This is a genomic window from Desulfovibrio sp. 1188_IL3213, from assembly GCF_036763145.1.
Classification (GTDB): Bacteria; Desulfobacterota; Desulfovibrionia; order Desulfovibrionales; family Desulfovibrionaceae; genus Desulfovibrio.
Genome location: NZ_JBAIYR010000111.1, coordinates 1 through 6,150 on the forward strand (window position 1 = coordinate 1; position 6,150 = coordinate 6,150).

2 protein-coding genes and 1 pseudogene are annotated in these 6,150 nt (G+C 58.5%); all 3 read right to left on the reverse strand.

Annotated features, from left to right (window positions below):
* Nucleotides 1-1,570, reverse strand: a 1,570-nt coding sequence (locus V6C16_RS06445) for a PEP/pyruvate-binding domain-containing protein (RefSeq protein WP_333542916.1), incomplete at its 3' end; no start/stop codon positions are given.
* Between the two features lie 410 nt (nucleotides 1,571-1,980).
* Nucleotides 1,981-5,682: a pyruvate carboxylase gene (locus V6C16_RS06450; RefSeq protein ID WP_333536685.1), complete on the reverse strand. Its 3,702-nt coding sequence runs from the start codon at nucleotides 5,680-5,682 to the stop codon at nucleotides 1,981-1,983.
* A gap of 5 nt (nucleotides 5,683-5,687) precedes the next feature.
* Nucleotides 5,688-6,150, reverse strand: a pseudogene (locus V6C16_RS06455) (biotin--[acetyl-CoA-carboxylase] ligase); the annotation flags it as partial.

Here is a 6,150-nt window from a genome sequence, read left to right on the forward strand (position 1 = left end):
CGCCGCCCACGTCGGCCATAATGGCCGAGGCCACACGCATGCCGGGAACCATGTCCGGGTCGGTGCGTTCAGCGGCGAGCACGTCGCCCTTGGATATTTTGTTCAGCTCAAGGGCCGAGCGCAAAAAGCGCACAGTGCCTTGCCCGGCCCCGCGCGAAGCGCCGTTGCCTTCCACCAGAACCTCGGCCTCATCAGCGGCCTTGGCGTCCACCTCGCGGCGGCGCATGAAAATGGTGGTGGGATGCTGCTCCAGATCTTCGTTCCAGCGGGTTTCGGGGCGGGCCTGCACGAACCAGAGCTTGTCATTGGCGTCAATGCAGAATTCCGTATCCATAATCATGCCGCCGTAAGACTTGCTCACGGCGCGCACGCCCTGGGCCACGCGCTCGGCCTGGCTCAGAGAAAGCGCCCAGCGCAGAGCCTCAAGCTCAGGCACTTCCACTTCTTTGGTTCCGCCCCTTTCATCATAGATGATCTTCATGTCCTTGCAGCCCATCTGACGGATGACCACTTCGCCGCCGTCGTCGCGCTGGAAGACATAAAGCTTGTCGGGCGTGACCTTGCCGCCCACCACGGCCTCACCAAGGCCATAGCTGGCGTCGATGCTCACAAGCTCCCTGCGGTCCGTACCACGGCAGCCAGTGGCGGTATCAGCGGAAAACGCCGTGCCGGAAATCACCGGATTGATCATCTGCATCATGCAGACGGACAGGGAAGTGTGCTCAATGGCCCATTCTTCCTTGGCATTTTCGGCAATGGATTCATCACCCGTTTCTTCGGCCTTCGCCAGCGCGTCCAGAATGGCCTCGCGGCGATAGGTCATGGAGCGCAGGTTATAGGCCGAGGCGCAGTCCCAGTGATAGGCTTCCACAACCCTGTCTTCACCCACCATGTTGAGATAGGTGTCCTGAAGGCCGGCAAAAGCCTTTTTGCGTGAATCTTCACCGGCGGCGGAAGACCGCACGGCCACAGGGGTCATGTCATCGGCGTTATCACGACAGATTTCACGGTAGGCGCTGCGCACGGCTTCGCAGACTTCGGCGGGAAGTTCCACCGAAAGGATGGCGGCCTGCACCATAACGGAGCGCTTGCGCAACTGATCGATACCTTCGGGAGAGGTGGCAAAACCTTCTACAATATTATTGATAAAGGTACGCAGTTTGGTGTGTGACTGTTCCCCTTCGGCCTTGGCGGCCTGATGGATCTGGCGGCCAAGCTGGCGCACGAACTTTTGCAGAAAATCCGGGTCCTGGTTGATTTCCGGGTCGTTCCAGTCGATGCGGCCGTATTCGCGGTCCACAACGCTGCGCACAACGCGCCCGTTGACCTTGGTTTCATCCAGAAGCTGGTGAAAAGCCAGAGAAGATATGGCACGAAAATACGGAGCCTGAATACCTTCTATCTGGCTGATTAACGCCGTGTTATAGTTCTTACCACCAACAAGCAATTCCGCTTCGGGTCCAATCTGCACAATGTCAGCGCCGTTAAGCACCAGCTTTTTCTGGCCGGCTTCGGGCGCGTGTCCCTTGGTTTTGTTTTGCGCAGGTTTGGCGGCGGTACTCTTACCCATGTCTTCCTCCGGTTTGGGAAACAGAAGCATTGCAACCTTGAAAATTGTATATCGGCATCAAAAAACTGTCCACAAATTCCCGCATCTCCCGAGAGAATCCGGTTTTGGGGGTGCAAGCCGGACAATCCGGCCCGCTCCCCGTCCGCACCCTAGAGCAGATTAACTTTGAAAATATACATTTTCAAAGTTTAAAACACGCTCGCTTCGGCGTTTAACCGCGCAAATAAATTGCGCTTACGCCTTCGCGGCGGGCGTCTGCTCGCGCAGTCGCCAGAGCAATTTCAAAGTGAAATTGCTCTGGCCGCCAGCTCTGTTGCGGGGCTGGCGGGTTTTGCGGCTGCGGCGGCTTTGTCCGGCCGCCCGCAACAGGGACGGCGCAGACAAAACCGCAAGATGCGGCATCAATACGGCTAGCTCATCCGCGAGCCGCAATGGGGACAGAATGAGATGTTCTCAAGCGGAATGGGCTGACCGCAGGCCTCATTGGCGCAGATACGCGGCACAGGCCCCAGTTCCACAATAAGCTCGCCTTCGCGCACTGAAACCATCTGCTTGCTTTCCTTGAAGTCAGCGGTTTTCAGCACGCGCTTGACCATGCCGTCCACAGGGGCGAGCACAGCCTTTTCCTGCTTCATGATGGACACGTTGAACAGTTCTTCCCCGGCTTTCACCACATCGCCGGGATGCACATACATGACCCACAGGTCGCCGTTGCTGGGCGCGGCCACATGATACTGGTTGGCGGGGTCGGCCATGAGCGCGCCCTTGGCGGCCGTACCCACAGGCTGGCGCACCTGCACCTCGCAACTCATGAATTCAGAATCCAGCACATAGCGGCAGATGGATATTCCCGCATCATTGGGCGAGGATATGCTCAGCAAAAGCAGGTGGTGGGGCTTGCCGCTGCTGTCGTTAAAGTACAGGTCCTGCCCGGCCTTGAGCCCTTCAAACCATACATGCAGGGGCAGATTGTTGGGATCACCGAACTTTGCCTTGAACTGTATGGTCTTGAGGGCATCAGCCGGATGATTGAGATAAAGCACGAATTCTTCCGCATTGGGCTCACGCTTGAGAATATCCGCGCAGGCCTTTTCTTCCGCCGCCAGATTGAGGTCCGGCAGGGCTTCAAGAGGCGAAACCTCGGTGCGGCCGGCAATGGCATTTTTCCATTCCGCCCCAAAAGCGCTCATATACACCCAGTCAGCGGGGAAGCCCAGGGGCAGCTTGCCGAACTTGCCCAGCAGAAGATTGCGGAAGGCGTCATTGCAATCGCGATAGATGTGCAGACGGGCCTTGCGCATTTCCTGCGAAAGTTCCGCTTCGGGGGTGCGCGTCACTTCGGCAAGCACCTCAAGCAGATAACGCACTTCGTCTTCGCCGCCGCGCTTCCACGCGCCGGTTACCGCCAGAAATGCCGTGTTCCAGGTGATCTGCGAGCCGGGGGTCACATCGTGATAGCGCACTATCTGGCGTGTACCTTCAAGGAATTTGAGCATGTAGGGCAAAAGATGGATGTAGCCCTGCTTCATGGCCCCTTCCTGCGAGGAAGAGGTGGCCCCGCCGGGCATGCCGTGCAGGGTCACGTCATAGTCAATGCCCTGAAAGTACGGCGCGCAGTAGCGGTCGTAATAGGGCATGATCTGCTTGCACACAAAGTTGGCGGCGCGGATGGCGTTTTTGTCCAGACTGCACTGGAGGCCCAGTTCGTCCTCAATATAGGACATGGTAGCCAGCACGTCGCCCTGACCGTAGGAACGCACGGCGGACCCCAGACCGACATCAATGATATGCGCGCCAGCCTTGGCTGCCGAACCGCAGGACGGCACAAAAAGCCCGTCCGTGTAGTGCCGGTGATAGTGGAGCACCAGCTCGGGCCAGGCTTTGCGAATGGCTGTGACAAGCTCGGTCATGAAGCGCGGCGGGCATACACCAGCCATGTCCTTGAGGCCCAGGATAATGTGCCGCGATGCCGTTTTGGGGTCCACCCCCATAATATCGGCCACCATGCGCAGCATGGCCTCGGTGACGCCCAGGTAGTGCGGCACGTCAAAGCCCCTGGCCCAGGAAAGAGAAATGGCGGGCTGGAAGATGACGTCCTTGCGGTCCATGACCACTTCGGCGATGGGCCGCATGTTTTCCACATGGTTCAGGAAGTCGAAACAGCGAATGATCTGGTAATAATCACAAATCATTTCGCCTGTTTTGCGCATAAGGTTGCGCGGCTGCGGCGTATAGCCCAGCACGTTGGTGGAACGCACCAGCAGTTGCTTCATGGTTTTGGGCGCAAAGCGGTTCCACTCCTTCGCCTCGGTGAAGGGGTAGGTCATGTTTGCCAGCATAGCCACATGAAAATGCGCTCCGCCGCCGTTCTCAATGGAAAAATACCCCACATTGTCCAGATACGGGCCAATGAGCCTGTCTTCCGCCAGACGGAAGCGGTTGCCGGAGTTGGACTGGGTAAAATCGCGCGGTGTGGTGTCGGTAAAATGCACCATGCCCGAATCGCGGATATAGTCCAGCGTAGCCAGCCGGTCGCCCTGCGGATAGGGCGAGGGCTGCCGCCGCTGGGCGGACGTGATGGCGGGCAGCACCGGCTCGAAGGGACCGAGACAGGGCGTGGTGTCGGAGCGGTATTCGCCAAGCTGGACGTAAGGATTGTACCCCTTGGCGGATATCTCGGCCACCAGCTTTGAAAGGCGCTCCCCCTCCGGGGCCAGGTCGGTGTAGACCATAAGCTCGGGATGGTCGGCGATAAAGTTGGTATTGATGTTGCCCTGTCTGAACAGAGGATTCTTTATGACCTGACGGTAGAAAGGAATGGTCGTCTTGATGCCGCCGATGACATACTCGCTGAGCGCACGCTCCATAATGCCCAGGGTTTTTTCCCAGTCGTGGGCGTAGGAGATGAGCAAGGCCCCTGCCGAGTCATAGTTGGCGGGAAACTCGTATCCGGCGCTGATATTCGAGTCCAGACGCACACCGGGGCCGCCGGGCGACACGTAGCGCGAGATAAGGCCGGAGTTGGGCGCAAAGTTGTTCTGCGGATTTTCGCAGTTGATGCGCACCTGCATGGCGCAATAGGAAGGCCGCAGGTTTTCTTCGCGATAGCGCAGTTCCGCGCCGAAGGCCACGGCGATCTGCTCTTCCACAAGGTCGATGCCGTAACGGCATTCGGTGATGCCGTGCTCCACCTGAAGGCGGGTGTTGACTTCAATAAGATACGGCGTGCCGTCGGGGGTAACCAGAAACTCCACCGTGGCAAGGCTGTGGTAGCCCACGGCGCGCACCAGGCGGCGGGAATAGTCCTTGAGGCGTTCGCGCAGGTTGCGGGTAATGCCCGACCAGGGCGAAGGGGTGATTTCAATCAGCTTCTGGTGGTTGCGCTGCACGGTGCAGTCGCGTTCGTCAAAGGCAAAGACATTGCCGTACATGTCGGCAATGACCTGAATTTCAATGTGACGCACATCGGCAAGAAATTTTTCCACAAAAAGGCGCGGATTGCCGAAAGACGCCTGAGCCATGGTGGAAGCCTTGAAAAAGGCGTCCTCAAGCTCTGCCTCATTATGAATGGCAAAAATGCCGCGTCCGCCGCCGCCGCCCTCAGCCTTGAGCATGATGGGCAGACCCATTTCATTGATAAGCTGCCTGGCCGTGGGAATATCCACCGCGCCGTCAGAACCGGGCACAACGGGAATGCCGAGCTTGCGCGCCACTTCACGCGCCTGCACCTTGTTGCCGAGCAGGTTCATGGCTTCGGCTGTGGCCCCGATAAAGGTAATGCCCGCCTCTTTGCACCGCGCGGGAAAGCGCGTGTCTTCCGAGGCAAAGCCCCAGCCGGGGTGAATGCCCACCACGCCCCGCTGCCGGGCTTTGGCAATGATATTGTCAATATCAAGATAGGCGCGTGGATCCGCACCAAGCAGAACCAGTTCCTGGGCGGTGGAGGCCGCAGGGGCTGTTTTATCCACATCGGTCGCTGTCATGGCCGCTACGGCGTCAAATCGCTCGCGAATGGAACGGCAAATCCGCCGGGCCGGAATGCCCCGGTTGGCAACCAGTATTACCTTGCCCTTCAGAAAATCCTGCACTTCCGAGAATGTCTTGTTGCCCATGCCCTTTAACCCTTTACTGCTGCTCTGCCGGTAAGCAGAAGACTCCCGCTGAAAAATTCCTCAAACCGCCCGTTGTGGTTAAGACAAAGGCCGCCTGCCGGGCCAAGGCCCGCCAGCCAACCGCGCACAATACGTCCATCGTCACGCAGTTCCACATTTTTTCCACGCCAGAGCAAAATATCATCCGCGTGGTTTTTCCACTGCCCGGAAAAAGAGTGGCAGTGAATATATGCCGAATACATGCGCTTTACAAGCTGTTGCCATATGGCTTCAGCTGTAGAAATATACCCCCCCCCTGCTCCCCCCGGGGAGCTTTTCAGGCAGGTGGCCTCCATAGCTGCACCGGTCCGCAGGGCCGCTGCGGGAGGCGCAAAGGTCACGTTTATGCCCATGCCCGCCAGCAGCACGCCCCCACGCTCTTCAAGCAAAATGCCGGCCAGTTTGCGGGGCTGCCCGTCCTTGCCTTCC